Origin of the sequence: Blautia massiliensis (ex Durand et al. 2017) (assembly GCF_001487165.1) — a bacterium.
In the GTDB taxonomy this organism is placed as follows: domain Bacteria; phylum Bacillota; class Clostridia; order Lachnospirales; family Lachnospiraceae; genus Blautia_A; species Blautia_A fusiformis.
On record NZ_LN913006.1, the window covers coordinates 339,322 to 364,499 of the forward strand.

At 45.7% G+C, this 25,178-nt stretch carries 22 protein-coding genes; 18 read left to right on the forward strand and 4 right to left on the reverse strand.

What is annotated here, in order from left to right; genetic code table 11:
* The first annotated feature begins 148 nt into the window (after positions 1-148).
* Genes BN3261_RS17870 through BN3261_RS02605 form a run of 3 tightly spaced genes read left to right on the forward strand, consistent with a single transcriptional unit; the run spans position 149 to position 5,735 of the window.
* Entirely contained in the window at positions 149-3,688 is a 3,540-nt protein-coding gene (locus tag BN3261_RS17870; RefSeq protein ID WP_235812332.1) for a DUF5717 family protein, read from the forward strand.
* Positions 3,685-4,959, forward strand: coding sequence for a DUF5716 family protein (locus BN3261_RS02600; protein WP_022426152.1), 1,275 nt, complete (start codon positions 3,685-3,687; stop codon positions 4,957-4,959). The genes BN3261_RS17870 and BN3261_RS02600 overlap by 4 nt, the downstream gene beginning before the upstream one ends.
* Complete coding sequence (locus BN3261_RS02605) at positions 4,956-5,735, forward strand: hypothetical protein (RefSeq protein WP_059085392.1); 780 nt, start codon at positions 4,956-4,958, stop codon at positions 5,733-5,735. The genes BN3261_RS02600 and BN3261_RS02605 overlap by 4 nt, the downstream gene beginning before the upstream one ends.
* On the opposite strand, the gene BN3261_RS02610 is transcribed toward BN3261_RS02605, so the two are convergent.
* On the reverse strand, positions 5,732-7,171 hold the full coding sequence (locus BN3261_RS02610) for a helix-turn-helix transcriptional regulator (RefSeq protein WP_059085393.1): 1,440 nt from the start codon (positions 7,169-7,171) through the stop codon (positions 5,732-5,734). The two genes, BN3261_RS02605 and BN3261_RS02610, sit on opposite strands and share 4 nt — an antisense overlap.
* A 167-nt stretch (positions 7,172-7,338) precedes the next feature.
* Here BN3261_RS02610 and BN3261_RS02615 point away from each other — a divergent pair, with 167 nt between their 5' ends.
* The 7 genes from BN3261_RS02615 to BN3261_RS02645 all read left to right on the forward strand — a co-directional run bounded on the left by BN3261_RS02615 (position 7,339) and on the right by BN3261_RS02645 (position 14,545).
* Entirely contained in the window at positions 7,339-8,061 is a 723-nt protein-coding gene (locus BN3261_RS02615) for a LytR/AlgR family response regulator transcription factor (RefSeq protein ID WP_059085394.1), read from the forward strand.
* Between the two features lie 92 nt (positions 8,062-8,153).
* Positions 8,154-9,044 (forward strand): amino acid ABC transporter substrate-binding protein, encoded by an 891-nt coding sequence (locus BN3261_RS02620; RefSeq protein ID WP_015527098.1) that lies wholly within the window; start codon positions 8,154-8,156, stop codon positions 9,042-9,044.
* A gap of 229 nt (positions 9,045-9,273) precedes the next feature.
* Positions 9,274-9,924, forward strand: coding sequence for an amino acid ABC transporter permease (locus BN3261_RS02625; protein WP_022426149.1), 651 nt, complete (start codon positions 9,274-9,276; stop codon positions 9,922-9,924).
* A 21-nt stretch (positions 9,925-9,945) separates the two neighbouring features.
* A complete protein-coding gene (locus BN3261_RS02630) occupies positions 9,946-10,638 on the forward strand; it encodes an amino acid ABC transporter ATP-binding protein (RefSeq protein WP_021652351.1) in 693 nt (230 codons plus the stop codon).
* 122 nt (positions 10,639-10,760) lie between these two features.
* A complete protein-coding gene (purB, locus tag BN3261_RS02635; RefSeq protein ID WP_044961987.1) occupies positions 10,761-12,194 on the forward strand; it encodes an adenylosuccinate lyase in 1,434 nt (477 codons plus the stop codon).
* Between the two features lie 120 nt (positions 12,195-12,314).
* On the forward strand, positions 12,315-13,589 hold the full coding sequence (locus BN3261_RS02640) for an adenylosuccinate synthase (protein ID WP_022426147.1): 1,275 nt from the start codon (positions 12,315-12,317) through the stop codon (positions 13,587-13,589).
* Between the two features lie 134 nt (positions 13,590-13,723).
* The gene (locus BN3261_RS02645) at positions 13,724-14,545 is read left to right on the forward strand and encodes an HAD-IA family hydrolase (protein WP_015527102.1); all 822 of its coding nucleotides are present in this window, start codon (positions 13,724-13,726) and stop codon (positions 14,543-14,545) included.
* 134 nt (positions 14,546-14,679) lie between these two features.
* On the opposite strand, the gene BN3261_RS02650 is transcribed toward BN3261_RS02645, so the two are convergent.
* Both BN3261_RS02650 and BN3261_RS18350 read right to left on the reverse strand, forming a co-directional pair.
* Entirely contained in the window at positions 14,680-15,084 is a 405-nt protein-coding gene (locus BN3261_RS02650; RefSeq protein ID WP_059085395.1) for a helix-turn-helix domain-containing protein, read from the reverse strand.
* Complete coding sequence (locus BN3261_RS18350; RefSeq protein WP_161206363.1) at positions 15,029-15,262, reverse strand: AraC family ligand binding domain-containing protein; 234 nt, start codon at positions 15,260-15,262, stop codon at positions 15,029-15,031. The genes BN3261_RS02650 and BN3261_RS18350 overlap by 56 nt, the downstream gene beginning before the upstream one ends.
* 37 nt (positions 15,263-15,299) lie before the next feature.
* Here BN3261_RS18350 and BN3261_RS02655 point away from each other — a divergent pair, with 37 nt between their 5' ends.
* The 4 genes from BN3261_RS02655 to thrS all read left to right on the forward strand — a co-directional run bounded on the left by BN3261_RS02655 (position 15,300) and on the right by thrS (position 19,189).
* Positions 15,300-15,626, forward strand: coding sequence for a hypothetical protein (locus BN3261_RS02655; RefSeq protein WP_059085396.1), 327 nt, complete (start codon positions 15,300-15,302; stop codon positions 15,624-15,626).
* A 188-nt stretch (positions 15,627-15,814) separates the two neighbouring features.
* Positions 15,815-16,324, forward strand: a complete 510-nt coding sequence (locus BN3261_RS02660; RefSeq protein ID WP_059085397.1) for an SEC-C metal-binding domain-containing protein — start codon at positions 15,815-15,817, stop codon at positions 16,322-16,324.
* The gene (locus BN3261_RS02665) at positions 16,324-16,806 is read left to right on the forward strand and encodes a YdcF family protein (protein WP_059085398.1); all 483 of its coding nucleotides are present in this window, start codon (positions 16,324-16,326) and stop codon (positions 16,804-16,806) included. The genes BN3261_RS02660 and BN3261_RS02665 overlap by 1 nt, the downstream gene beginning before the upstream one ends.
* A gap of 421 nt (positions 16,807-17,227) precedes the next feature.
* A complete protein-coding gene (gene thrS, locus BN3261_RS02670) occupies positions 17,228-19,189 on the forward strand; it encodes a threonine--tRNA ligase (RefSeq protein WP_022427353.1) in 1,962 nt (653 codons plus the stop codon).
* A 126-nt stretch (positions 19,190-19,315) separates the two neighbouring features.
* Here thrS and BN3261_RS02675 read toward each other — a convergent pair whose 3' ends face one another.
* Positions 19,316-20,182: a shikimate dehydrogenase gene (locus tag BN3261_RS02675; RefSeq protein WP_022427354.1), complete on the reverse strand. Its 867-nt coding sequence runs from the start codon at positions 20,180-20,182 to the stop codon at positions 19,316-19,318.
* Positions 20,183-20,479: 297 nt separating this feature from the next.
* On the opposite strand from BN3261_RS02675, the gene BN3261_RS02680 reads away from it, so the two are divergent.
* The 4 genes from BN3261_RS02680 to proS all read left to right on the forward strand — a co-directional run bounded on the left by BN3261_RS02680 (position 20,480) and on the right by proS (position 24,997).
* Positions 20,480-21,331 carry a sigma-E processing peptidase SpoIIGA gene (locus tag BN3261_RS02680; protein ID WP_059085399.1) on the forward strand — a complete coding sequence of 284 codons (852 nt, stop codon included), beginning with the start codon at positions 20,480-20,482 and terminating at the stop codon, positions 21,329-21,331.
* A 67-nt stretch (positions 21,332-21,398) separates the two neighbouring features.
* A complete protein-coding gene (gene sigE / locus BN3261_RS02685; protein ID WP_235812409.1) occupies positions 21,399-22,073 on the forward strand; it encodes an RNA polymerase sporulation sigma factor SigE in 675 nt (224 codons plus the stop codon).
* Positions 22,066-23,112 carry an HD domain-containing protein gene (locus BN3261_RS02690; RefSeq protein ID WP_302467597.1) on the forward strand — a complete coding sequence of 349 codons (1,047 nt, stop codon included), beginning with the start codon at positions 22,066-22,068 and terminating at the stop codon, positions 23,110-23,112. Before sigE ends, BN3261_RS02690 begins: the two co-directional genes overlap by 8 nt.
* A 445-nt stretch (positions 23,113-23,557) precedes the next feature.
* Positions 23,558-24,997: a proline--tRNA ligase gene (proS, locus tag BN3261_RS02695; RefSeq protein WP_022427357.1), complete on the forward strand. Its 1,440-nt coding sequence runs from the start codon at positions 23,558-23,560 to the stop codon at positions 24,995-24,997.
* The last annotated feature ends 181 nt before the right edge of the window (positions 24,998-25,178 follow it).

The window sequence follows — 25,178 nt, forward strand, 5'->3', positions numbered from 1 at the left end:
ATGAGCCGGACGTGCTTTTCGTGCTTTTCCAACAGAAACTTTATAAAAAGGACAGAGGCGAACACCTGTTGCGCCACATTCTGATCTGGTGTATAATCATAAAATACGAGTGACAACAATCAGTGTATATTGATGAGGAGTATATATTTTGAAAAAGAGGATAGAACAGCTTCTTAACGGAAAATTTATTTATGAACAGCCTGAGCTTCTGTTTTCACAGGACCGTATTTTCGCTACGCTGAAGGCAGGAGAGACTACAAAGGATGAGATTTATTTCGGTACCGATGACAACCGCAGGATCAGTGGCTTTGTGACTTCATCTGACCGGAGACTGGTGCCCGGATTTGACCGCTTTTCCGGAACCACAGTGCGCATGCCTTATGGGGTAGATGCAGAGGGAATGAGGCCGGGAGAGAGCTTTGAAGGCTGGCTGTGTTTTACTACCAGTATCGGAGAATATAAGCTGCCGTTCACTGTACAGGTACAGACGGAAGAGGTGAAGAGTGCAGGCAGAAAGGTATCTTCTCTGGAAGAATTTCTGCACATTGCAAAGGAAGATTTCCATGAGGCTTACCGGATCTTTACAGAACGACATTTTTTCCTGATCCTGAGTGATCAGAGTGAGAAGATCCGTTCTCTTTATGCAGGAATGTCACAGCAGCCGGTGACCTATCAGCATCTGGAGGAATTTCTGATCGCAGCCGGTGCCAAGGAAAAGGTGACATTGAGTCTGAACAGAGAAGAGGCGAGTTTTTATGATGTCAGTGAATCTGTTCAGGAATCCCTTTATATCCACAGGAGCGGATGGGGACACTTGCGGGCAGATATTGAGGTAAACGGGGATTTTCTGGAGGCAGGCAAGCATGTGGTCACAGAAGAGGATTTTATCGGAAGTACCTGTGAAATAAACTATGTGATCCGCCAGGAAAAACTGGGAAAAGGAAATCAGTACGGCGAGATCATTGTAAAAACCCCATACCAGAAACTGGTATATCACGTTCTTGCATCCAGAGGAACTGAGAGTGCCGTGAACCTGGATCTTCTGGAAAAACAGTATCGGATATCTCTGATGAAGGAATACCTGGGATATCTCTGTAAAAGAACAGATTTTCAGGCCTGGACAGCCTCTACTCATGAGAAGCTTGACCGTATGGGCGAAAACGGACTGAAATATCCGGAATATCAGCTTCTGGAAGCCTATCTTCTTCATCTGGAAGGAGAAGATGACCAGGCTTCAGAAATCCTTGAGCGTTATCAGAATAAATCCTTTCATCACAATGAACTGGAACTGGCAGGGATTTATCTGTATCTGTGTACACAGACCGGGCTGTACCGGGATAAGGAACAGGCCCTCCGCAAGGTACAGAATTTCCAGATGCAGAAGGAAGACAGCTTTATCCTTCTGAAACTGGTATTTGAAATGGATCATACGCTTTCTCCGTCAAAAAAGATCTTTCTGATGGAGGAACTTTTTGAGCGGGGATGTACAAGTCCTTTTCTATATCTGGAAGCATGGAACAGTATTTGTGCAGATATGTCTCTGCTGCATCGAATCAATGGGTTCTGGGCCCAGGTATTCCTTTTTGCAGGAAAAGAACAGATGCTGACGGAAGAGCTGGTCATGCGCCTGGCATATCTTTCCGGTTATGAGAAAGCTTTTAACGAAAGTCTGTACCGTGCTATGGCCATGGGATGTGAAGCCTTTCCGTCGGATGATACCGTGGAAGCTATCTGTAAATATATTATGAAGGGAAATCCAAGAAAACCGGAATATTTTCAGTGGTTTTCCGCTGCCGTGGACCGCGGGATCCGGATCACACGGCTGTATGAATATTATGTGGAAACACTGGATACTTCTTATCGGAGAGTCCTGCCGAAACCGCTTTTGATGTATTTTACCTATAACAACAATACTCTCGGTGATTCCAAGCGTGCCTATCTGTATGCATGCATCATTGCAGGGAAGGAACGTGATCCACAGACATACGAAAGTTATCGTGAAAGCATGGAGGAATTTGCTTTCCGTAAGTTACGGGAAGGCCGGATGAATGAAAATTATGCCGCTGTTTATCAGGAATTCATGCGGGAACCATCGGACAGCGAAAAAGCGCAGGTGATCGCCTCCAGAATGTTTACCTGCCGGCTATATACGGATGATCCGAAGGTTCGCAGTGTGATCGTCCGTCACAGACAGATGAAACAGGAAGAAATCTATCCGTGTATCCATGGGATCGCTTACCCAAGGATCTGCAGCGAAGATGCGGCCGTTGTATTTCAGGATGAAAAACAGAGACGTTATGCTGCTACGGTAGATTATAATCTGACACCACTTTTTGATGATCGTGAGATGGTTCCGGCAGTGTTGGAAAAAGGGGCGGATGAACCGGCTGTGCTTTTGTATTACTGTCAGGGTCAGGAGATCAGTCGTAAGAATCTGGGAATTTTTCAGAAACTGGTCCTTTCACCGGCGTTTACCGATGAATATAAGAGGCTGATCCGCAAAAAGATCCTGGATTATTATCGGGATCACGTGCAGGGAGAAGATCTGGATGCCTGTCTGGAGATGATGGATTATCGGGAATATGCCATGGTCGACCGGAAAACCCTTCTGGAGATCCTGATCCAGCGGGGACTGTTTCCGCAGGCTATGAGCGTGGTGGAAGCATTTGGATTTGAAGGAGTAGAGGAGCGTGCTCTTCTGAAGCTGGTAAGCCGTATGATCATCCGCTGTGACTGTGCGGAAGACGAAGAGCTGATCGCACTTTCCTCTCATGTATACCGACAGGGAATCTATGATGAAGTGATTCTCATGTATCTGATGAAATTCCGGTTTGGACCTGTGGATGAACTTCTGGATATCTGGAAAAGTGCCTGTGGGTTTGAGATGGATACCTATAATCTGGAGGAGAGGATCCTTTCTCTTCTGATGTTTAACTGGGATTACCGGCCAGAGGGTGCGGATATCCTGAAAGCATATATCCGTCATTCCGGAAAAGAGAGTGTGATTGGTGCGTATCTGACTCTGATGTCTTACGGAATGTTTGTAAAAGAAATGCCGGAGATGCCTGGACTTAAGGAGTATCTGAAAAATCGCAGAGAAAAGGAGTGGCCCGGAGACCGGATCTGTGACCTGACCCTTCTGAAACTGCTTTCCGAAGAAAAAACTGCTGATGAAGAAAATCTGGAAATGGAGGAAAAAATCCTCTCCTCCTGTGTAAAGGAAGGAATGCTATTTGAGTTTTTCCGGAATCTGGATCAGAGTATCCTGCGACCGTATCAGCTGGATGATAAGACTTTTGTAGAGTATCATACTTCACCGGAGACTTTGGTCACACTGTATTATTCCCTGGATACAGGACTTGGAACTGTACCGGACTATAAAAGTGAACCGCTCAAAAATGTCTATGAGGGAATTTTTGCCAGAGCATTTACATTGTTTTATGGAGAGACCCTGCGATATTATTTCCAGACAGAAGATGAAACCGGTGTACACAAAACGGAAGAAAAAATACTGACCATGAGCCAGAGTAATGACCAGGCATCCAGCAAATATCAGCTGATCAATCAGATACTCTGTGCAAGGAAACTGGAGAAAGACACGGAAGTGAAGGAGAAGCTGGCACAGTATCTCCGGCAGGAACAGTACGTTAATGAAATGTTTGTCATAGAGAAGGAACCGGAAAGATGAATGAAATTCGTGACTTGATCATAGGAATTGATATTGGAAAAGAATACACACAGATCTGTTATTATGACAGAAAAGCAGAAGAAGCCCGTTCTCTTTCCATGAAGGTAGGAGCCAGTCAGTACGAAGCTCCGGGCTGTATCTGCTATCGTACCGATCACGGTGATTACTGCGTAGGCCTGGAAGCAGAGTATTTTGCCAGGGAAAAGGGCGGGATCATGATCGGAAATATTTATGATATCTGTCAGAAGGAAGAAAAGATCCAGGTGGCAGGAGAGGAAAAAGAGCCGGCAGAGCTTCTGGCACATTTTCTAAGGGGAATCCTGAAATTTCTGGGAATCCAGGATATCGTAAAGAATACCCGGTGCCTTTGTATCACATCGCCGGAGCTTAGTACACTTCAGGTACGGAATTATCAGAAGGCCTGCAGCCTTGCAGGTTTTTCCCGTGAGAAATATATGCTTATGGACTATGGCGAGAGCTTTTATTATTATGCACTGGGACAGAAGCGGGAAACCTGGAATCGAAGTGTAGGCTGGTATGCCTTTGCAGGCGATACGGTAACCTTCCGGAAGCTGACCATCAACGGCTCTTCCAGACCGGTGCTTGTAAAATTGGAGGATCCGGTCAGTACAAAGCTTGAACCGGAAGAAGAGATCCGTGATGTGGAATTTTACCGTTTTATCAGTAAGACTCTCGGCAAAGAGCTCTTCTCCAGTGTGCAGATCACGGGAGAAGGATTTGACCAGCAGTGGGCACAGCAGTCTGTAAAGCTCCTGTGTCATCAGGGACGGAAGGTTTTTTACGGAAACAATCTTTTTGCAAAGGGAGCCTGCATAGCCGGTAAGGACAGGCTGGAGGATAAAAAACTCAAAGGTTACCGCTATTTAAGCGATTCGCTGGTGGCTGCGGACGTAGGAATGGATATGCGGGTGATGGGCTCTCCGGCTTACTATCCGCTGATCGAAAGCGGCAGCAACTGGTATGAATGCAGTGCATCCTGCGAGCTGATCCTGGATGATACCAGTGAACTGGTATTTGTGGTAAGTATTCCGGAAGAAACCGAGAAGAAACGTGTGGCCATGGCACTTGAGGGTCTGCCAAAGCGGCCTAATCGGACTTCAAGGCTTTCCCTCACGCTGAAATACGTATCGCCGAGAGACTGTGAGATCACAGTAGAGGATCTGGGCTTTGGCGAAATGTATCCTTCCAGTGGGAAGATCTGGAGGGAACTGGTACGATGGGATGAGCAGGAAGAAAGGAAGCAGGCATGAGCGGATATATTTTATGTCAGGTAAAAAAGGCAGAGAAGCCGTTTTATATCGAAAATATCAGTACCAATATCTATTCTATAGAAGAACTCTGCTATTATCTTTATAACAATCTTTATCTTGTGGACAGCTCATTGATCAGCAGTAAGCTCTGTACCTGGCTGGAGGAAGAACTGGAGCTTCCGAAGCTTGCGGCCAAGCTGAAACCTTATATTGGAAGAGAGGCCGGACTTGAAGAAGTACTGTATCCGATATTTAAAGAGATCAATTATCTGGCTTATGAAGAGCTTAAGACCTTAAACGGGCGCATTGAAGCCAGAAAACGTGAACCTGAAGAAATACGGGAGAAACGCAAAGGTGATGCGCTGATGGAGAATCGGATGTATGTGAATGCACTCCGTGTTTATCAGAAGCTTCTGGAGCATGGCGGGAAAGAAATCACCGGAGAGATGCGTGAAAGGATCCTGCATAATCAGGGATGCGCATACAGTTACCTGTTCCAGATGGATAAAGCGCTGGATTGCTTTTGGAAAGCATGGAAGGAGAAGCATTCAGAGAAAGCGATGAAGGTTTATCTTCTGGCCTACCGCAGTGTTCACAGTGAAGAAGAATACAGGAAACGACAGGAAGATCTGAAGACAGATGAAATGGTAAGGCAGGAAACAGACCAGGCTCTGAAAAGCTTTGCCGGTCTCCCGGAGCAGCATATCGCATCCGGAGAAACCGACAGGATCCTGGAGGATCTCACAAGAGAATATCACAGAAGTACCGGCTCTTAAAGCTGTTCAAGAAGTCCCAGCAGGATCTGCTGGGCTTCTTTTTTTGTATATACGGATTCTTCCTCAGACAGGGAACAGAGGTAATCATTCAGGGCCTGTCCGATACTGGTCTCTTTCAGATAGATACAGAGAAAAGTATCTTTTTCGGAAAGAAAGCAGAGAAAAACGGAATAGTCAGACAGAACTTCCAGATGGATCCCGGTTTCAGGAAGTACGGAAGGCTTCAGGATCCTGCATTTTTCATGTCCCATATCTGTGTCAAGAAGATGCTTGAGGGCTTTTTTTCGTTCTTCTTTCGGAAGAGGGGTCTGATGGTAGGAATAAGGTCCGTCAAGGAGTCCGGTACAGGCAAATTTCCGGATCCCGCTCAGTGTAAAATAATTGCAGGAAAAGGCAGCTTCTGTAAAAGAAAAGGAAGTCTGGTTCAGAACCGCTGCCAGCTGGGTATAGACCGGATCGGAAAGATCGATATCCCTGTTATCAAACAATGACTGAATAAAGCCCGGACCATAGGACATCAGTGCAAGGCAGGGATGAGATTCCAGTGCAAAATTTGTTGAGATCTTTGTCTGCATGATAGAACCAAAGATATTAAGGATCCTGTCCGGAGAATCCGACTGCAGGAAGAATTGGCTGGAATTCTCAAGAGCCCGCCGGAATTCCTGTTGATATGCGTGGATCGCTTCCGGATTTTCAGTAAAAATACAGGTCATCATATCCGAGGATAACAGCAGCAGCTTTTTTTCAGTGAGTAAGAAAAAAGGAAACAGTTCATAGCTGGAAAACTCTCGGCCTGTCTGAGTATAGTAATAATATGGCTGGTAGCCCACAAAACCTGACAGGATCGGAAGGAGTGTGCAGAGAAAGGTTTCCAGATTCATGTTGTAATCCGGTGAGGCGGACGGGTTCTGGTGAAGCGGCAGGATCTGGATCACCGGTGGCAGTTTCTCATATTTGGGATAAAGATGGGAAAAGATCTGTACAAGAAGCCGGCAGTTGGCCGGAAGGTTGGTACGGATCGTTTCAGAAGAACCGGAAGACAGGATGTCCTCAAAAAGGCTCAGGACCTTCTTTTCCACATCAAGAGAAAAAGTTCCACGGTAAAAGGGAAAGGATGGAAGCCTGAGAAAACCCTCCCGGGAAATGACCTGCTGGGAGCTGATAACACCCAGAAGCTCCTGTATATATTTGCGGTTGTAATATATTTCTTTTCCGATTTTTTCTATTTTATATAATTCCATCAGTTCCCTGCGCTGGGAAGGATTGATCCGGAGGGAATCGCAGAACTGGCGCACAAAATCAATACCGGGAAGACGTTTCCCTGTGATCATACGTTGTAGCGAGGTACGGTCAAGTCCCGAAGAAGCAGATAACTGATAAACGTTTTCTCCTGTATCCTTTAGGTATTCCCGGCATTTGTTGCTGAAATCAGACATAGTAGTACTCCTTTTGGTGCTTATATGACATTATTATACGAAAACAGATCATGAATTGCAATAATTTGTAAAAAAACAAGGCACAATTAGAAGCACATATTGCGTAGGTCTTTCTTTGAAAATAAAATGTTAATATCAGAAAGAGCATGAGGGAGGAAAACACGGCAATGGCAGTGATGACGATCGCGATATGTGATGAAATACGAAAGGATGCACAGAAGCTGTACAGGCAGCTTTCCACACTGGTCCCTGATGCAGAGCTCCTTCTGTATCGGACCAGAGAGAGTCTTCTGAAAGGACTGGCAGAGGGACACAAGATCTGCGATCTGATATTTCTGGGGCTGGATGGTGATCAGGGCAGGAGTCTGGAAACTGTACGGACAATGCGCCTGAAAGGACATTATATCCCGGTTGTGCTGGTGGCAGAGAATGAAAAATTCTATAAAGAAGCATTTGAAGTGTTTGCCTATAACTATCTGGTCAAACCGGTTGAAAGTGGAGAACTGGAACATGTTCTGGTACATATCCTGGAGGTATGCAGGCGTGAAGGCGGAAGAGCGCTGTATTTTCGCTACAGGAAACAGGTTTATACACTGCAGCACGATCATCTGGCATATATATCCAGTAGTCTTCACAGTGTGACATTTCATCTTACCGATGGAAAAAAGATCAGCTGCAGAGCCAGGCTGGGGGATTTTTCGGGACAGCTGTCAGACAGCAGCTTTTTGAGATGTCATCAGAGCTTTTGTATTAACATGGAGAAGGTAACTTCACTTAAGAAGAACAGTTTTGTGGTCGGACAGACGGAAATCCCAATTTCCAGAACATATCTGAAAACGGCCAGAAAGAAATACAAAGATTATCTGGCAGAGCAGAAGGTTTGCTCTTGACAGCTCCTTTTGGGTATGTTACTATAACCATACGCTTTCACGTGGTAGAGTGACCATGTGATAAAGAGATAACCGAAAAAAGGAGAATGACCATGAAGAAAAGAACAGTTGCAGTAGTAATGGCGGCAGCGATGACAATAGGAATGATGGTAACAGGAGTGAGTGTACAGGCAGGTGTTGAGGATAAGACCCTGATCGTAGGATTTGATGCTGAATATCCTCCGTTCGGATATAAGGATGATAACGGAGAATATGTAGGATTTGACCTTGACCTTGCCCAGGAAGTATGTGATAATCTTGGCTGGGAACTTGTTAAGAAGCCTATCAACTGGGATTCCAAGGATATGGAGCTGAACTCCGGAACGATCGACTGTATATGGAATGGATTTACTATCAACGGACGTGAGGATGACTATACATGGAGTGATCCATACATCAACAATGAGCAGGTGATCGTAGTTGCCAAGGATTCTGAAATTGAGAAGCTTGCGGATCTTAAGGGCAAGAACGTAGTTGTACAGGCTGCATCCGCTGCACTGGACGCATTGAACAACGATGACAATAAGGAACTGAAGGACAGCTTTGCATCTCTTACAGAGAATCCGGACTACAACACTGCATTTATGAATATTGATTCCGGAGCTGCAGACGCTGTTGCTGTTGATATCGGTGTTGCTAACTATCAGCTTTCCCAGAGAGGCAAGGATAAATATGTGATCCTTGACGAGCCAATCCAGAACGAGCAGTATGGCATCGGATTCAAGAAGGGAAATGATGAACTGAAGGATCTCGTATGGGATGAGGTCAAGAAGCTTGACGAGTCCGGTGAGGTTGACAAGCTTGCAGATAAGTATGAACTGGATAAGAGCATGCTCTGCATCAGCGAGGACAAGGATAAGACAGAGAATTCTGATTCAGCAGAAGCTGACACAGAAGAAAGTGCAGACAGCACAGAGAAAGAAACCGATTCTGAATCCAAATGATCCGGTACAGATCCGGCACAGTAAAAGCTGTGAAGATATTTTTTTAAGCTATCCAACAGCAGTAGAAATAAGAAACATAGCAGAAGCTTTTGAAGCTTCCGCATAAAAAGGAAATGAGGGTGCTTCGGCGCAGAAAGAGCTGCCGTACACGCTCATTTCCTGTTGTTTACAGGAATTACAGGTATCAGTCCGATAAATAGGACTGATACTCCGAACCAGGAGGAAAAAAATGAGTTTTAGTGTAATGCTCCAGCAGCTGGCAGGAGGAATGCTGGTCTCTATTGAGATCTTTTTTGTAACCTTGCTGTTTTCTCTGCCGCTGGGACTTCTGATCTGTTTTGGCAGAATGTCCAGAAACAAAGTGATCCGTACCATTGTATCCGGTTACATATCCATCATGAGAGGAACGCCGCTGATGCTGCAGCTGATGGTGGTATATTTCGGTCCGTATTTTATCTTCGGGATCCGTATTTCCATGGGATATAGTCTGATTGCTGTATTTATCGCATTTGCCATCAACTATGCAGCTTACTTTGCAGAAATCTATCGCGGCGGCATTGAATCCATGCCGGTGGGACAGTATGAAGCTGCAAAGATCCTTGGATACAATAAGGTGCAGACATTTTTCCGCATCATCCTTCCACAGGTGATCAAGAGGATTTTGCCGTCTATTACAAATGAGGTCATTACGCTGGTCAAGGATACTTCCCTTGCGTTTGTTGTGGCAGTTGCGGAGATGTTTACCATTGCCAAGCAGATCGCAAGTGCACAGACAACAATGATGCCATTTGTGATCGCTGCGATATTTTATTATGTGTTCAACCTGATCGTGGCTGTTGTGATGCAGAAGGTTGAGAAAAGTATGAATTACTACCGCTAACCGGAATGGAGAGTACAAAATATGAAATTATTTGAAATGAAACATATCAAAAAAAGCTTTGACGGACTGGAAGTTCTCAAAGATATCTCTCTTGACGTGGAAGAGGGAGAAGTTTTAAGTATCATCGGTCCTTCCGGTTCCGGCAAGTCAACCATCCTGCGTTGTGCCACAGGACTTGAGACGCCGGACAGCGGCGAGATCATCAAAAACGGTGATGTGGGACTGGTGTTCCAGCAGTTCAATCTGTTTCCGCATTTTTCCGTACTGAAAAATATAGTGGATGCACCTCTGAAGGTGCAGAAGAGAAAGAAAGATGAGGTTTACGCCCAGGCAAGAAGCCTTCTTAAGAAAATGGGACTTGCAGACAAGGAGAAGGCATATCCTTTTCAGCTTTCCGGAGGACAGCAGCAGCGAGTTTCCATTGCCCGTGCGCTCTGTATGAATCCGAAGATCCTGTTTTTTGATGAACCTACATCTGCACTTGATCCGGAACTGACCGGTGAGATCCTGAAGGTTATCAAGGATCTTGCTCAGGAGCATATCACCATGGTGATCGTTACTCATGAAATGAATTTTGCAAGAGATATTTCCGACCGTATCATTTTTATGGATAAGGGTGTGATCGCAGTGGAGGGAACGCCGCAGGAGGTATTTTCTTCCGAAAATGGCAGAATGAAGGAATTTTTGGGAAAATTCCATCAGGGTATGGAGTAACAAACGGTTGCTTTTAAAGAGTCAATGTTATATAATTTCAAGAGGCGTGAATTAACCAGATTCGGGCAGATAACGGATCATTCGCCATTCCGGCCCGGATGTATGTAATCAGGAGGATAATAATGAATACAGACAGATATGTAAGCCCGCTGTCAGAGCGGTACGCAAGCAAAGAGATGCAGTACATTTTTTCCCCGGACATGAAATTCCGCACATGGAGAAAGCTGTGGATCGCACTTGCTGAGACGGAACGTGAGCTTGGCCTTAACATCACCCAGGAGCAGATTGATGAGATGAAAGCTCATGCGGATGATATCAACTATGATGTGGCTAAGGAGCGTGAGCGTCAGGTTCGCCATGATGTAATGTCTCACGTGTATGCGTTTGGTGTACAGTGCCCGAAGGCAAAAGGCATCATCCATCTGGGAGCAACCTCCTGTTATGTAGGAGATAACACCGACATTATCGTTATGACAGAGGCACTGAAACTTGTCCGCAAGAAACTTGTGAACGTGATCGCGGAGCTTTCCAAGTTTGCAGCACAGTATAAAGATCAGCCAACTCTGGCATTTACTCATTTCCAGCCGGCACAGCCCACAACCGTAGGTAAGAGGGCAACTCTCTGGACACAGGAATTCCTGATGGATCTTGAGGACCTTGAGTATGTATTAAGCACTATGAAACTTCTTGGTTCCAAGGGAACAACCGGTACACAGGCAAGCTTCCTGGAACTTTTTGACGGGGATCAGGAGACCATCGACAAGATCGATCCGATGATCGCAGAGAAGATGGGATTCAGATCCTGCTATCCGGTTTCCGGACAGACCTATTCCAGAAAGGTTGATACCCGTGTGCTGAATATCCTTGCGGGAATCGCTGCAAGTGCACATAAGATGTCCAACGATATCCGTCTTCTTCAGCATCTGAAAGAAGTAGAGGAGCCATTTGAGAAATCCCAGATCGGATCTTCCGCTATGGCATATAAGAGAAATCCGATGAGAAGTGAGAGAATCGCTTCCCTGTCCAGATATGTGATGATCGATGCACTGAACCCGGCGATCACATCTGCAACACAGTGGTTTGAGAGAACTCTGGACGACTCTGCAAACAAGCGTCTCAGCGTTCCGGAAGGATTCCTTGCGATCGACGGAATCCTGGATCTCTGCCTCAATGTTGTAGACGGACTGGTTGTTTATCCGAAGGTTATCGAGAAGAGATTGATGTCTGAGCTTCCATTTATGGCAACTGAGAATATCATGATGGATGCAGTTAAGGCAGGCGGAGACCGTCAGGAGCTTCATGAGCGTATCCGTGAGCTTTCCATGGAAGCAGGAAAGAACGTGAAGGTAGAGGGTAAAGATAACAATCTTCTTGAGCTGATCGCAGCAGATCCGGCATTTAACCTGACTCTTGAGGATCTTCAGAAATCCATGGATCCGTCCAGATATACAGGACGTGCCAAAGAGCAGACAGAGGCATTTATCGCCAATGTGGTACAGCCGGTTCTGGATGCACATAAGGATCTGCTTGGCGTTAAGGTTGAAATCAACGTATAATTCCAAGATGTTATAAACATTAAGAAATGAACACAGACAGGAATGACGTGTCTCTGTGTATTACAGGCAGAGAACATGTCGTTCCGAATAATAGAGAAAGACACAAGGAGGAACTGTGTTATGGTAACTGCAGTAGTAGGAGCAAACTGGGGAGATGAAGGTAAAGGCAAGATCACAGATATGCTTGCTGAGAAAGCTGATATCATCGTAAGATTTCAGGGTGGAGCCAATGCGGGCCACACCATCGTAAATGATTACGGTAAATTCGCACTTCATACACTTCCGTCAGGTGTGTTTTACGGACATACAACAAGTGTCATCGGAAACGGTGTTGCACTGAACATTCCGGTATTCTTCAAGGAGTACAACGAAGTAGTAGGCCGTGGAGTACCGGCACCGAAGATCCTGATCTCCAACAGAGCACAGATGGTAATGTCTTACCACATTCTGTTCGATCAGTATGAAGAGGAGCGTCTTGGAGGCAAGGCTTTCGGTTCCACAAAATCCGGAATCGCTCCGTTCTATTCTGACAAATATGCAAAGATCGGCTTCCAGGTAAGTGAGCTTTTTGATGAGGAAGCACTGAAAGAGAAGGTTGTACGTATCTGCGAGACCAAGAACGTAACACTTGAGCATCTCTATCATAAGCCTCTTCTGAAACCGGAAGACATCATGAATGAGTTGATGGAATACAAGAAGATGGTTGAGCCATACGTATGCGACGTATCTCTCTATCTCTGGAATGCACTGAAAGAGGGAAAACAGGTTCTTCTTGAGGGACAGCTCGGAACTCTGAAAGACCCGGATCACGGAATCTATCCGATGGTTACATCCTCTTCCACACTGGCTGCTTATGGTGCCATCGGTGCAGGCCTGCCTCCATATGAGATCAAGAAGGTCGTAACCGTATGCAAAGCTTACTCCAGTGCAGTTGGAGCAGGTGCATTCGTTTCTGAAATCTTCGGCGAGGAAGCAGATGAGCTGAGAAAACGTGGCGGTGACGGTGGTGAGTTCGGTGCTACTACAGGCCGTCCGAGACGTATGGGATGGTTCGACTGTGTTGCATCCAAATACGGATGCCGTCTCCAGGGAGCTACAGACGTTGCTTTTACAGTACTGGATGTTCTGGGATATCTGGATGAGATCCCGGTTTGCACAGGCTATGAGATCGACGGAGAGGTGACAACAGAATTCCCGACAACTGTGCAGCTTGAGAAAGCAAAACCGGTTATTGAGAAGCTTCCGGGATGGAAATGCGATATCCGTGGAATCAAAAAATATGAGGATCTTCCGGAGAACTGCAGAAAATATGTAGAGTTCGTAGAAAAACATATTGGATTCCCGATCACAATGATCTCTAACGGACCAGGAAGAAACGACATCATTTATAGATAATTATTTTTACAGTATCAGGATTATGACAACAGGAAGCGCCGGGGAAGAATTTCTCCGGCGCCCTTTTGGTTCAAAGAGATATTCAGTTAAAATAACAGATAGAATAGCGGATGTATCATGTGAAAGGAAGTTCAATGAAAAATTTTAAAAGAATCGCGGCACTTGCAGGTGTTGTCATATTACTTCTTATATTCTGCCTTCCAATGGCATTTGCCTGGGGAAGCAGTGAAAACGCCCAGGCTTTGTTCCGGGGGGCTTTTGCGGCAGCAGTTCTGGTACCGATCGTAGCGTATGTTTTCTGGATGGCGTACCGGATCTGGGGAAATAAGAAGCCGAGAGAGGATGAAAACCGTATGATCGAGAATATTATTTTTGATGTGGGAAATGTGCTGATGGGCTATGACTGGGAAGAGTATCTTCGGAGCTATGACTTCCCGGAAGAAAAGTATCAGAAAATCGCAGATGCAGTATTTCGAAACCCAATCTGGGAGGAACAGGACCGTGGACAGCATGAGGAGTCCTGGTATGTAGATAAATTTGTGGAAAGTGCACCGGAATATGAAGCAGATATTCGTGAGGTGGTACGACGTGATCCGGAGTGTATGCATCTGTATGATTATGCGGAAACCTGGGTGAAATATCTCAAAAATCAGGGATATCATCTCTATGTCCTTTCCAACTACGGAACTTATATGCTGGATCGTACAAAGCAGGATATGTCTTTTCTGAAATATATGGATGGAGTGGTATTTTCCTGTGATGTGCAGCAGATCAAGCCTGAGGTGGATATTTACAAAACACTTCTGAAGCGTTACAGCCTGAAACCGGAGAAATCGGTATTTCTGGATGATCGTGCCGTGAACTGTGAGGGAGCCGGAAAAGCCGGTATCCATACCATCCAGTTTGAGAATCTGAAGCAGGCGGCGAAGGCGCTTGAGAAGCTTGGTGTGAAATGACCTTCAGTGTGAAAAGAGAAACGCAGAGGGCCTGCACCATCGCGAAGCCCTCTGCATTCTAAAGGGGAGGATATGATAAGTATCTCCCGGAACGGCATCTGTTATACAGAAAATATATAAGATCTTGTAATCTTTTATTCCCTGTTCTTCTTCCGGTATTCACCGGGAGTCATTCCATATGTTTTTTTAAAAGTACGCATGAAATGCTCCGGACTTTCATACCCTACAAGTTCACAGATCGCAAGATTGCTGAGAGAGGTTTCACGCAGAGCATGACATGCCTGGTTCAGCTTGATATCCCGGATGATCTGTAAAAATGTCCGTCCGGTACTTTCCTTGATCAGGGTACTGAGGTGGGAAGTACTATAGCCAAAATGCTTTGCAGCTTCATGTAAGGTAACGCTCTGGTAGTGACGGTTCAGGTAGTTGAGGATTTCCGTTACAGAATTTCCGGTGCTGTCCTTTGTAAGGATGGATTCAATATCATTTTTGTGAAAACGCAGCAGCATGGCCCAGAATATTAAAAGCAACACTGTCATCAAAGATCCCCACACTGTGAGTGGTATGCGGTGGGATGATACAGATATCTCCGGTATGCAAAGTGTGTTCGATCCTTTGTATCGCAGTGTGGGCAGTTCCGTCATACAGACAGAGGATCTCAAAAAATTCATGTTCATGGGGAAAAACAGGGGTATAGCGGTAATGCTTGGAAAGCACGATATTGCCATTTATATCATGAGCAAGTCAGGTATGGATGATCCTGGCGGAAGCAGTCAGCGGCGAAGAAGGAGCAGAAATACTGGATCGTCTGGTGGAACTGAAACCGGAAAAAGGAATGGTTTCTCCATATATGAACCATCATTTTGTGGAAGCACTTCTGATGTGTGGTAAAAAAGACCAGGCAATGGAATATATGAAATATTACTGGGGCGGAATGATAAGCCACGGTGCGGATACATTCTGGGAGCTTTATAATCCGGAAAATCCTGCAGAATCTCCATATGGAAGCAGCATTGTCAACAGCTACTGTCACGCATGGAGCTGCACTCCGACTTATCTTCTCAGAAAATATTTTAACTGAAGCAAGTAAGTCCTCTGCGGGGGCGCGAATATCTGCTTGAACTAAATCACAGTGTGATAAAATAACTCGGATATGAAACAGATGTATTTGATTTCTTCGCCAAAAGATGATATAATAAATAGAAATTGCGAAGCGGAATATAAATCTCCGTCTTATTTATCTAAAATTTTGGAAAAGAGGATCAGACAATGAGCGATATGACAATTCTTGAGCAGTGGCGTTCCATTGCTTATAATCAGAATGCAGATAAGAATAAGCTTCAGCGCTTCTGGGCAAATTATTTTAACATTGAGAAGAATATTTATGAGCAGCTTCTTGAGAACCCGGATGAGACTGTTTCCGGAACTGTAAAAGAGCTTGCTGAGAAATACGGTCAGGACGTTATGACTATGGTTGGTTTCCTTGACGGAATCAATGACAGTCTGAAGGTTCCGAACCCGATCGAGACTATGGATGAGGATACCAAGGTAAACCTTGCATTTGATAAAGAGGCACTCTATAAGAACATGGTAGATGCCAAGGCTGACTGGCTTTACAACCTTCCTCAGTGGGACAAGATCTTCACAGAAGAGAAAAAGAAAACCCTCTACATGGAGCAGAAGAAATCCGGCACAGTTGTGAAACCGCACAAGGTCGGAAGAAACGATCCGTGCCCATGCGGAAGCGGCAAGAAATACAAACACTGCTGCGGAAGATAATGAGCGTAAAGAAGAATCTGGATTACATTATCGTGTTAGGTGCCCATGTGGACGGAACACGGATGACACTTGCCCTTCTGGAACGAGCCAGAAGGGCTCTTCTTTATCTTGAAGAAAATCCGGGTACGAAGGCAGTGCTATCCGGAGGAAAAGGCGATGGAGAAAACATTTCCGAGGCAGAGGCCATGTATCGTTATCTTACCGGTCACGGAATAAACGGGGACAGACTGATACGGGAAGAGGAATCTACCAGTACGAAAGAGAATTTGGAATTCAGTTGCAGAAAGATCGGAACCACAGACTGTTCTGTAGGCGTGGTGACGAACAATTTTCATGTATGGAGAGGAGCAGCCATTGCAAGAAAATGTGGATTCCGGGAAGTGGCCATGGTACCTTCCAGGTATCGAAGCTGGCGTCTTTTTATCTACATTCCCCGTGAGATTTTGGCTATTATCAAAGACAAACTCATGGGAAATCTGTAGATCTGTGCGAGAAGAGAAATCTCAAAAATTTTGTCAACATGCGTTGACAAATAAAAATACTGCGCTTATAATGAACCACAGAAAAAGAAATAAAAAACACGTTGACGAGACGAGTAAGCTGTGAAACGTTACAGAGAGAGATGTGAAGTGCTGGAAACATCTTATCGGGAAACAGCCGAAGACTACCTCCGAGTGGCCCCAATCCGGTCCGGTGATTCCGTTATCATCATAATTGAGAGGCTTTGCATCCTGGCATGACCGGGCAGCAGAGCAAGCAGGGTGGAACCGCGAGAATGAATGAACTCGTCCCTTACAGTATGTGATGTACTGTGAGGGATTTTTTTATTGCAGAATCTCTTGCAAAAGCAGACACATACTGTGTACCATAGAAACTTCATTTCAAATGAAAGGAGAAACAACAATGATCATTACATTAAAAGACGGCTCAAAAAAAGAATATGCAGAAGCAAAAGCTGTGATCGATATCGCATATGACATCAGCGAAGGCCTTGCACGTGCTGCATGTGCAGGAGAAGTAAACGGAGAGGTCGTAGATCTTCGTACAGTTCTTGACAGCGACTGTGAGCTGAATATCCTTACAGCGAAAGACGAGAAGGGCCTTGCAGTTCTCCGTCATACAGCATCTCACGTAATGGCACAGGCTGTACAGAACTTATACCCGGAGGCAAAGGTTGCCATCGGACCATCCATTGATACAGGCTTCTACTATGATTTCGACCACGAGCCATTTTCACGTGAGGATCTTGACGCCATTGAGAAAGAGATGAAAAAGATTATCAAAAAAGGCGCAAAGATCGAGCGTTTTACAAAATCCCGTGAGGATGCCATTGCATACTTTAAAGAGAAAAATGAGCCATACAAGGTTGAGCTGATCGAGGATCTTCCGGAGGGAGAAGAGATTTCCTTCTATTCACAGGGAGACTGGACAGACCTCTGTGCAGGCCCACACCTGATGAGTGTAAAAGGCATCAAGGCATTCAAACTTCTTTCTTCTTCCAGCGCATACTGGAGAGGCAGTGAGAAGAACGCAATGCTTACACGTATCTACGGAACAGCCTATGCTACAAAGGATGAGCTGAAAGAGCATCTGGAGCAGATGGAAGAAGCAAAGAGACGTGATCATAACAAGCTTGGCCGTGAGATGAAGATCTTCACAACTGTAGATGTGATCGGACAGGGACTTCCGCTTATCATGCCAAACGGTGTGATCATGATGCAGGAGCTTCAGCGCTGGATCGAGGATGAGGAGACAAAGCGTGGATACGTAAGAACAAAAACTCCTCTTATGGCAAAGAGCGATCTTTACAAGATCTCCGGACACTGGGATCATTACAAAGATGGTATGTTCGTACTTGGTGATGAGGAGAAGGACAAAGAGGTTTATGCACTTCGTCCGATGACATGTCCGTTCCAGTACTATGTATACAAAGCAGAGCAGCACAGCTACCGTGATCTGCCGATCCGTCTCGGCGAGACCTCCACACTGTTCCGTAATGAGGATTCCGGAGAGATGCATGGCCTGACACGAGTTCGTCAGTTTACTATTTCCGAGGGACATCTGATCGTAAGACCGGACCAGATGGTAAAAGAGTTCAAAGACTGTATCGCACTTGCCCAGTACTGTCTGCAGGTACTTGGTGTTGAGGAAGATGTAACCTATCATCTTTCCAAATGGGATCCGACAAACAAAGAGAAATACATCGGTGAGCCGGAGGTATGGGAAGAGACAGAAGGCCATATCCGCCAGATGCTTGAGGAGCTGAACATTCCATTCACAGAGGATGTGGGCGAGGCTGCTTTCTACGGACCGAAGGTTGATATCAACGCAAAGAACGTATACGGAAAAGAAGACACCATGATCACGATCCAGTGGGATGCACTTCTTGCAGAGCAGTTTGATATGTACTATATCGATGAGAATGGCGACAAACAGCGTCCGTACATCATCCACCGTACATCCATGGGATGCTATGAGAGAACACTGGCATGGCTCATTGAGAAATACGCAGGAATGTTCCCGACATGGCTCTGCCCGGAGCAGGTTCGTGTGATCCCGATCTCCGAGAAGTACAACGATTATGCACAGAAGGTTGAAGCTCAGCTGAGAGAAGCAGGAATCCGCTGCTCTGTAGACGGACGTTCCGAGAAGATGGGATACAAGATCCGTGAGGCACGTCTTGAGAGAGTACCTTACATGCTTATCGTTGGTGCAAAAGAGGAAGAAGAGGGTAAGGTTTCTGTAAGAAGCCGCTACCTTGGTGATGAGGGAATGAAAGAGCTTGGTGAGTTCATTGACTTCATCAAAGAAGAGATCAAGAACAAAACAATCCGTAAGATCGAGGTTCAGGAAGAGAAGAAATAAACAAAACAGATGATTGACGGATAAATAAAAGGCGACCCGTGTGATAGGCGGGCCGCCTTTATTTTTGATCCGGCAATATTGAGGCCACGCTGTGATGCGGAGGCGGTCAGTATTGTCGGATATTTTTTATTTAAAATATTTCTCCCTGACGAGCTCAACCGGCATATCCAGTCCGGTCCAGATGTGGAAAGCCTTTACACCCTGGTGGAGCAGCATGTACATTCCGTTAAAGGTCGGACATCCGGCTTCCCGGGCTTCCCTGAGAAGTCTTGTTTCTCTTGGCTCATATACAACATCGGCTACGGTAAGTTCCGGATGGAACAGAGTCTTGTCCGGGATCACGGTGCCTGTCACATCCGGAACCATTCCCACAGAAGTTGCATTGATGAGGAGATTGCTTTCCTCCAGTGCGTCCTTCAGCGCAGTGTGATCATCCATCTCATGAAGGATCATCTCACATTCTGTCATATGAGACATTTTTTCTGCCATGGCAGCAGCACGTTCCCAGTAACGGCTGGTAGGACGTGCAAAAACATGGATCTTTTTTGCACCCTCCAGGGCGGACTGGCCGCAAATCGCCATTCCGGCACCGCCGACACCCATAACGGTGATGGTGCGCCCCTTTACATCACAGCCGGCATCTCTGGCAGACTGGGTAAATCCATAACCATCCGTATTAAACCCCTTTAATTTTCCATTGTCATTGCGGACGGTATTTACCGCTCCGATCAGCTGGGCAGTGGGGGAAAGTTCATCCAGAAGTTCCACGATCTTATTCTTGTTTGGCATGGTCAGGTTAAAGCCTTTGATTCCGCAGGCTTTCAGTCCCTCCACTGCCTGAGGAAGGGTCTCCTCTGTCACATCAAAACAGAGATATACATAGTCAAGCCCGAGGTAACGAAATGCCTCATTGTGCATTAAAGGTGATACGCTGTGTGCAACGGGGCTTCCCAGAAGGCCGGTAAGCCCGGTATGTCCGGTAATATTGATCATTGTTCGATTCCCTCCTGTATCTCATATAATAGAATTTCTTTACGAAATATAATAAAAAATATTTTAACACTATAAAGTGCGAAAATCAACAAATACAAATATTGTACGGAAATTTATACATTTTTGTCGTCGATTCATAGAAAAAATCTATAAATGTCGAGACAGACAGAAACGACCCGATAAGTTAGAAGAATCGACATCCGGATTTGACAAAATATGCAAAGAGCCTGCCCTATAATAAATACACTTACCAAAGTTGAGAATCGATGGCAGACGAAACAGCAGTGGGGGAAGCTTATGTATCAGAGGATATACATAGATATCGTTTTTATGACGAATTTCCTTATGGATTACATGCTTTTAAGACTTGTGGGAAAATTTCTGCATCTTGACGGGAAACGCAGAAGATGTGTGATATCCGCTGCCTTTGGATCTTTTGTATCCTGCCTGCTTGTATGTGCACCTTTTAAGATCATTTTTCCTGCCGCTGTACTGATCCATGGCGGCTGCGCTTTTTTTATGGCGTCGTTTGCTTTTCGACTGAAAAAAGGCGGCCTTCTTGTAAAAACCATTCTGGCTCTGTATTTCACAGCTTTTGTGGTTGGCGGGATCTATCAGGCACTGGAAACGGAAAGAACCATGACGGTGAAAATATTTCTGCTTTTTCTGGCAGGGATTTATGGCACACTTTATACTCTGGGATGTGTGACCGAGACCTTCCGGTTTGGAAGAAGAAATATTTTTCCGGTCACTTTGAAATATCAGGGGAAGCTGCAGCAGACATACGGCTTTTATGATACCGGAAATCTCCTTATGGATCCTGTGAAAAAACAGCCGGTATCGATCATCAAACAGGAACTTTTGGGAAGCCTGATATCGAAAGAGCAGGTGAAAAAACTGATGGATATTAAAGATAAACCAGAGGCACTGGAAAATACAGGATTTGTCAGTCTGCAGCCGCATTTTCTGAGCTGTCATACCGCAGATGGAAAAAAAGGACTGCTGCTGGCAGTGATCCTTGATGAACTTCTGATCCAAACTCCCGAAAGGGTGGTACATGTAGGAAAACCGGTGCTTGCCATAACATCCGAGCCCTCAGCTTTGGGAGAAGAGTACGAGATACTTTTGAATTCCAGACTATTAAATTGAGAAGGGGGCTTATGTTATGAACAGAGCAGCTGCAAGATCCTATCCGTTTCAGGTAATCCGGAAATTTATGTTCAATCGTCCGGGAGAGGTTTTTTATATTGGTGGAAATGATATCCTTCCGGCGCCGTTGTCAGCGGAACGGGAGGCTGAAGTGATCGAAATGCTGGGAACAGAAAAGGAAAAAGAGGGAAAGTCGGTTCTGATCGAGCATAATCTACGGCTGGTGGTTTATATTGCAAAGAAATTTGATAATACAGGGGTAGGTGTGGAGGATCTGATCTCCATCGGAACCATAGGGCTCATAAAGGCTATCAATACCTTTGATCCGGTAAAAAATATCAAGCTTGCCACCTATGCATCACGATGTATCGAAAATGAGATCCTGATGTATCTGAGGAGAAACAGCAAAACAAAGATGGAGGTTTCTATTGATGAGCCGCTGAATGTGGACTGGGATGGAAATGAGCTGCTGCTTTCGGATATTCTGGGAACGGATGACGATGTGATCTCCAGACGTCTGGAAGATGAGGTGGAGATCGCACTTCTTGGAAAAGCCATCAGCAAACTGACAAAGCGGGAACAGATGATCATCCGTCTGCGATTCGGCATCGGAAACCGGGAAGGAAGCGAGAAAACACAGAAGGAGGTAGCGGATCTTTTAGGAATTTCGCAATCCTACATTTCCCGCCTGGAAAAGCGGATCATGAAGCGGCTGAGGAAAGAAATCGTAAAGTATGAATAGAAGAAACCGCAAATGGCTCCGTGATGTGGAGGCAGACCAGACAGAGGAGGGCGGTGTTGCCCATGTTGTTCCGGATATCATTTCCGGAAACGAAGGGTATAATTGGCTCCTTGAGCAGGGAAGTCATTCGGCAGCAGCGAGAAGATTTAAAATTCCGGGAAATACAGTAGAATTTGTCAGAGACCTTCGATATAATAAATACAGAGTGTTTACAGAACTACGGAATGAACAAAAGAAGAAGGGGTGTGGCAGAATGATCGACATTGCGCATGCAAAACAGGAATTCGAAAAATATCTGGATGAATACGACCGGGAGGATGAACAGATCTGTCTGAAGATCGTACATACCTATGGTGTGGTGAAATACGCAGGAGAGATCGCCAGAAAAATGGAATGTTCCGGTGAAGATGTGGAACTTGCGGAGCTGATCGGTCTGCTTCATGATATAGGCCGTTTTGAGCAGATCCGTAGATTTCACAGCTTTGAGCCGGGAACTATGGATCATGCCGTGTTCGGTGCAGAACTTCTCTTCGGGGAGGAGAAGCTGATCCGGCGTTTCGTGGAGGATGATAAATTTGATGAGCTGATCGATGCAGCAATTCGGAAGCACAGTGATTTCAAACTGGAAGGAATCCACGATGCAAGAACACTTTTCCATGCAAAACTGATCCGGGATGCCGATAAGCTGGATAACTGCAGAGTAAAGCTGGAGGCGTCAATAGAGGCCATGCTTGGTGTATCAGAAGAGGTTGCAGGAGAAGGGCTGATCTCACCGGCAGTGTGGGAGTCCTGTCTCAGAAGAGAATCCGTGTTATCCGCAGACAGACATGCGCCGGTGGATTACTGGGTATCTTATCTTGCACAGTATTATGATATCAATTTTCCTGAGACCTGTGAGATCATCGAAGAAGAGGATTATATCACCAGGATCGCAGGGCGGCTGACTTATCAGGAGCAGGATACCAGAACTAAGCTCCATATTCTCACAGAAGATCTGAACAGGTATCTGGAGATGCCGGCTGTGTCTGTGAAGGAATAGGAGTTATAGCAGGGAGACTTGTTATATTTTTTTGTTTGGGGTTGACTTTGAGGCGGTTTTCGCCTAAAATATATCAAAGATACGGCGATGATGAGAATAGTACACAGGGAATTATCTCAGAGAGGGATCTGCTTTGGTGGAAGGATCCTGTGCGTGAACTGTGGAACCGGCCTCGGAGCTCTGCGTGATTGAAGCGTGGCGTGTGTTTCCGGCGTTAACGGGTGTTGAGAGAACAGCTTTTCAGGCTGTTAACTGGGGTGGTACCGCCGAAGTCATTCGGTCCCTTGTGAGGGATTTGGATGGCTTATTTTTTGTCCGTAAAACAGGATTGTAAATACAGTGTACGGTTTATGGGACAGAAGAGTAAGCTGGAAGGATTCCGGATTGCTGTGGCTGCCTGACAGCCGGCAATATGTAACAGATCACAAGAAAAAGGAGATTTATCATGGCAAAAGAAAAGAAATTAGTACAGGCCATCACATCTATGGATGAGGATTTTGCTCAGTGGTATACAGACGTTGTTAAGAAGGCTGAGCTCTGTGGCTATACAAGTGTTAAGGGCTGTATGGCGATCAAACCTGCAGGTTATGCAATCTGGGAGAATATCCAGCATGAGCTTGACCGCAGATTTAAAGAAACCGGTGTAGAGAACGTTTACATGCCGATCTTTATCCCGGAGTCTCTTCTTGATAAAGAGAAAGATCATGTAGAAGGTTTTGCTCCGGAGGTTGCATGGGTGACTCATGGCGGCCTTGATCCGCTGCAGGAGAGACTTTGCGTGCGTCCGACTTCTGAGACTCTATTCTGCGATTTCTACCAGAAAGAGATCCAGTCCCACAGAGATCTTCCAAAGGTATATAATCAGTGGTGTTCCGTTGTCCGTTGGGAGAAGACAACACGTCCCTTCCTTCGTTCCAGAGAGTTCCTGTGGCAGGAGGGACATACTGCTCATGCAACAGCTGAGGAAGCGGAGCAGCGTACCATCCAGATGCTGAACATCTATGCAGACTTCTGCGAGGAAGTTCTTGCGATTCCGGTCATCAAAGGCCAGAAGACAGACAAGGAGAAATTTGCAGGTGCTGAGGCTACTTATACCATCGAATCTCTGATGCACGACGGTAAGGCTCTCCAGTCCGGTACAAGCCATAACTTTGGAGATGGCTTTGCCAAAGCATTCGGAATCCAGTACACAGATAAAGATAACACACTGAAATATGTTCACCAGACATCCTGGGGAATGACAACCCGTATGATCGGTGCGATCATCATGGTTCACGGTGATAACAGCGGACTTGTTCTTCCTCCGAGGATCGCTCCGGTACAGACTGTGATCATCCCGATCCAGCAGCGTAAAGAGGGCGTTATGGAGAAGGCTGATGAGCTTCTTGCAGCACTGAAGGCAGCAGGCATCCGTGCAAAGGTTGACGCTACAGACAAGAGCCCGGGATTCAAGTTTGCTGAGCAGGAGATGCGTGGTATCCCGCTTCGTGTGGAATGTGGCCCGAAGGATATCGAAAACGGCCAGGCAGTTCTCTGCAGAAGAGATACCCGTGAGAAATACACAGTATCCTTCGAGGAGCTTGCAGATAAGGTAAAAGAGCTTCTGGATACCATTCAGCATGATATGCTGGAGCGCGCACGTGCACACAGAGAGTCACATACTTACGTAGCAAAGAATTATGAGGAGTTCGGTGAGATCATCAACAGCAAACCGGGATTCATCAAAGCTATGTGGTGCGGTGATCGTGCATGTGAAGACAAGATCAAGGAAGATTTCCAGGCAACATCCAGATGTATGCCGTTTGAGCAGGAGCAGTTAAGTGACGTTTGCGTATGCTGCGGAAAACCGGCTAAGAAAATGGTTTACTGGGGACGTGCATACTAAAAAAACACAGCAGGCCACTTCAAAAAAGTGGGATGATCATATTGCGTTACTGTTCACTGGTAATGTCCCGCGAGGTGTTTTGTGTGAGCGAAGGTCACAGAAAACCCGAGACATACCGCGCGAATTTATGCGATCAGCATAAATTCTGTGCATCGCGAAGCGTGTTACTGAGAACGGAGTG

Bases quoted from the DNA above. Each gene is read 5' to 3' on its own strand.
- BN3261_RS02680 (WP_059085399.1), top strand. From the start codon at position 20,480: ATGTATCAGAGGATATACATAGATATCGTTTTTATGACGAATTTCCTT.
- BN3261_RS02690 (WP_302467597.1), top strand. From the start codon at position 22,066: ATGAATAGAAGAAACCGCAAATGGCTCCGTGATGTGGAGGCAGACCAG.
- BN3261_RS02645 (WP_015527102.1), top strand. From the start codon at position 13,724: ATGAAAAATTTTAAAAGAATCGCGGCACTTGCAGGTGTTGTCATATTA.
- BN3261_RS02630 (WP_021652351.1), top strand. From the start codon at position 9,946: ATGAAATTATTTGAAATGAAACATATCAAAAAAAGCTTTGACGGACTG.
- BN3261_RS02655 (WP_059085396.1), top strand. From the start codon at position 15,300: ATGATCCTGGCGGAAGCAGTCAGCGGCGAAGAAGGAGCAGAAATACTG.
- BN3261_RS02615 (WP_059085394.1), top strand. From the start codon at position 7,339: ATGGCAGTGATGACGATCGCGATATGTGATGAAATACGAAAGGATGCA.
- BN3261_RS02640 (WP_022426147.1), top strand. From the start codon at position 12,315: ATGGTAACTGCAGTAGTAGGAGCAAACTGGGGAGATGAAGGTAAAGGC.
- sigE (WP_235812409.1), top strand. From the start codon at position 21,399: ATGTTCAATCGTCCGGGAGAGGTTTTTTATATTGGTGGAAATGATATC.
- thrS (WP_022427353.1), top strand. From the start codon at position 17,228: ATGATCATTACATTAAAAGACGGCTCAAAAAAAGAATATGCAGAAGCA.
- BN3261_RS02600 (WP_022426152.1), top strand. From the start codon at position 3,685: ATGAATGAAATTCGTGACTTGATCATAGGAATTGATATTGGAAAAGAA.
- BN3261_RS02665 (WP_059085398.1), top strand. From the start codon at position 16,324: ATGAGCGTAAAGAAGAATCTGGATTACATTATCGTGTTAGGTGCCCAT.
- BN3261_RS02620 (WP_015527098.1), top strand. From the start codon at position 8,154: ATGAAGAAAAGAACAGTTGCAGTAGTAATGGCGGCAGCGATGACAATA.
- BN3261_RS02650 (WP_059085395.1), bottom strand. From the start codon at position 15,084: ATGACAGTGTTGCTTTTAATATTCTGGGCCATGCTGCTGCGTTTTCAC.
- BN3261_RS02605 (WP_059085392.1), top strand. From the start codon at position 4,956: ATGAGCGGATATATTTTATGTCAGGTAAAAAAGGCAGAGAAGCCGTTT.
- BN3261_RS02660 (WP_059085397.1), top strand. From the start codon at position 15,815: ATGAGCGATATGACAATTCTTGAGCAGTGGCGTTCCATTGCTTATAAT.
- BN3261_RS02625 (WP_022426149.1), top strand. From the start codon at position 9,274: ATGAGTTTTAGTGTAATGCTCCAGCAGCTGGCAGGAGGAATGCTGGTC.
- BN3261_RS02610 (WP_059085393.1), bottom strand. From the start codon at position 7,171: ATGTCTGATTTCAGCAACAAATGCCGGGAATACCTAAAGGATACAGGA.
- purB (WP_044961987.1), top strand. From the start codon at position 10,761: ATGAATACAGACAGATATGTAAGCCCGCTGTCAGAGCGGTACGCAAGC.
- BN3261_RS02675 (WP_022427354.1), bottom strand. From the start codon at position 20,182: ATGATCAATATTACCGGACATACCGGGCTTACCGGCCTTCTGGGAAGC.
- proS (WP_022427357.1), top strand. From the start codon at position 23,558: ATGGCAAAAGAAAAGAAATTAGTACAGGCCATCACATCTATGGATGAG.